2 protein-coding genes are annotated in these 2,841 nt (G+C 55.4%); one reads left to right on the top strand and one right to left on the bottom strand.

The window, feature by feature from the left end; genetic code table 11:
* Window positions 1-209: 209 nt before the first annotated feature.
* On the top strand, window positions 210-1,454 hold the full coding sequence (locus H627_RS20835) for a C40 family peptidase (RefSeq protein WP_275453030.1): 1,245 nt from the start codon (window positions 210-212) through the stop codon (window positions 1,452-1,454).
* Window positions 1,455-1,532: 78 nt separating this feature from the next.
* Here the strand turns inward: H627_RS20835 and H627_RS18740 are convergent, their stop codons facing one another.
* Entirely contained in the window at window positions 1,533-2,717 is a 1,185-nt protein-coding gene (locus tag H627_RS18740) for an SPFH domain-containing protein (RefSeq protein ID WP_051225480.1), read from the bottom strand.
* Window positions 2,718-2,841 lie beyond the last annotated feature (124 nt).

Below are 2,841 nucleotides of genomic sequence, written 5' to 3' on the forward strand. Positions count from 1 at the left end.
CCTCCCCCCTGGGCCTGGAGGAATCCCTGCCCACTACCTAAACCAATTCACATGGATGAGTCTTCACTGTTGCACTTAATTTGACAATTCGGGTTTACTTTTGGTAAAGGAATTTTACTTTTTATGTAGCCGGGCCCCCTCCTGCCTGTGCTACAATCAAAAGTGAATAGTTATCGGGGGCAAAAGATAACGAATTGGAGGGGTTCGTCTTGACAGGAAAACGCACACATACGGGTATGGTAACGCTGGCGTCAGCCGCTGTCCTACTCGGCGGCGGCGTCATTGCCGCGAATACCACGACGAAAAAAGTAAAGGCTGCAACTACGGACTATGTAAAGGTTCTTTATGCGGCTAATTTACGTCAAGGGCCGGGCTTGAAATACGCCACACTGCGCACATTGAACCAAGGTGAAGCGTATAAGACGTACACGACCCAGCAAGCCGATGGGTATACGTGGTATAACTTGGGCGGCAGCCAATGGGTGGCCGGTGCGGCCGTTGAACCGGGGACTGGTACGCCGGCCGCTGGGAGCGCGACTGGGCCCACCACCACCCAAACCGGCTGGGTCACCGTCAATACGGCGGCCAATCTCCGCTCGGGGGCGGGATTGACCTATGGTGTTCTGCGCGGTTTAAGTCAGGGCGAAGCCTATAAGTACTTCGCCACCAAGCAAGCCGATGGTTATACATGGTACAACCTGGGCGGTGAGCAATGGGTCGCGGGGGCGGCCGTCACCGCGGGGACCGGGCTGTATCCAGGCAATGGCACCAGCTCCGGCAGCAATGCCGGGAACAATGCCGGCGGCGGTGATCCCATCGTCACGCCGACACCCAACCAAACTGGATCGGTGCGGGTGAATTATGCCGCCAACATTCGGCAAGGAGCCGGCACCAGTTACGCCATTTCCAGAACTTTAGCAGGAGGCGGTACATATTCTTATACAGCCGCCCAACAAGCCGACGGGTACGTCTGGTACCGCATCGGCAATAATGAGTGGATAGCCAGTGCGGCGGTCACGGTGGTCGCCGACGCGGCCAATGGCGGCAATGGTCTGACTCCCCCGAGCAACAGTGTGACCCCGCCGGCCAACCAAACCAAGGTTGCCGCGGTCATCGCCCTCGCCCAGCAGCAATTGGGCAAGCCCTATGTTTGGGGCGGTAAAGGCCCCAACGTCTTCGACTGTTCCGGGTTGATGTATTACATCTTTCTGAATGCCGCCGGCGTGAATATCGGCGGTTGGACGGTGCCGCAGGAATCTTCCGGCAAGTCCGTTTCGCTTAATGCGCTGCAACCCGGAGACATTATCTTCTGGGGCCCGCGGGGCAACACCTATCACGATGCCCTGTACATCGGCAATAATCAATACATTGCCGCGCCGGAACCCGGCGATGTGGTGCGGATCCAGACCATCAGCCCCGGTTTTGCACCCAGCATGGCGGTCCGGGTACTGTAACCAATCACTTCATTTTAGCCAATCAAAAACGTCGACCATTGCTGGCCGGCGTTTTTGGTTTGTCAACGATTTAACTGATTAATGCTGGCGCGCCGCCGCATTCAGCTGGCGGTAATACTCCGGACTGCCCGGTGTTGTGGGCTGGCTTGGCGACGCCGAGGGACTGGGCGCGGACCCGGCGGCTTCCGTGTCATCGGTCGCCACGTTGGCCTTGATATTGGCCGTAGTGTCGCCGAAGTTCGGGTTGAAATCACCATTGCCGCTGGCTTCCTGGGCTTCCAAACTCTTCGGGGCCTGGATCTTTTGATCCAGTTCGTTCACGATGGACGTGGCTCCGGTGGTATCGGAATTGTCTGTTTTGAAGATCTTGGTGGCTGTGGCGGCTTTCACTGCCCCATCCATCTTATCCGACGGCATTACGACAGTATTGGCCCGACTGCTGGCCAAGCGGGCAAAGGCAGCAATTTGCTGCAATTGGACGTATTGTTCAGTGGTCAAATTAGCTGCCGAGTAAGCGTCCAAGATTTGGGTATTGGCCGCGGCTTGGGCTTCGGCTGCCCGCGCCGTTGCATAAGCTTGGGCATCGGCAGACATCTTCGTGGAATAGGCATTGGCTTCGGCTTCTGTCTTGATGGCGAAGGCTTGCCCGCTGGCCCGGTTCTCAGCAGCGGTTCGTTCACCTTCAGATTTACTGATTTCAGCCTGTTTTTCCCGATCGGCCGTCAGCAGCTTGTTCATCGCTTGCTGAATCTGGGGATCCGGTTGCAGCCCGAAGATGGCGACGTTATCGACTTTCAACCCATAAGCGGAAGTCGTTTCAGCCAAGGCTTCAGACAGGCGCTGGTTGATTGTCTCGGTGCCGCCCAAAACGGCGTTCAAATCCATTTGCCCGATGATGGAACGCAATGCAGATTGGGCATCCTGAATCATGGATTCAACAGAATCCGAGTTGCCGAATTGGAACTTGTAGGAATCAGTAACGTGGTACTTAATTTTTTCCGCCGCTTGCACAGTGGCGTTATCCTTAGTGATCAACGGCTGCTTCTCGACATCGAGGGGTTGCAGCTGCATGGAAACAACATACGCCCGGTTCACAATGGGAATCAAGAAATGCAGTCCTGGCTGCAAAGTCTTCGTATATTCCCCGAACCTGGTCACCAGTGCTTCGGTCCCGGATTCCACCGAGATGAAGGTGTGGAAGAAGAAGTACAACAATAACAGAACGATGATCGCCACAACGGCGAGTGTGATATAACCACCCATGATGATACCCTCTTTCTAAAAGTTAAAACTCCCGAATTGTCAAATTAAGTGCAACAGTGAAGACTCATCCATGTGAATTGGTTTAGGTAGTGGGCAGGGATTCCTCCAGGCCCAGGGGGGAGGC

Origin of the sequence: Schleiferilactobacillus harbinensis DSM 16991 (genome assembly GCF_000425885.1) — a bacterium.
In the GTDB taxonomy this organism is placed as follows: Bacteria; Bacillota; Bacilli; order Lactobacillales; family Lactobacillaceae; genus Schleiferilactobacillus; species Schleiferilactobacillus harbinensis.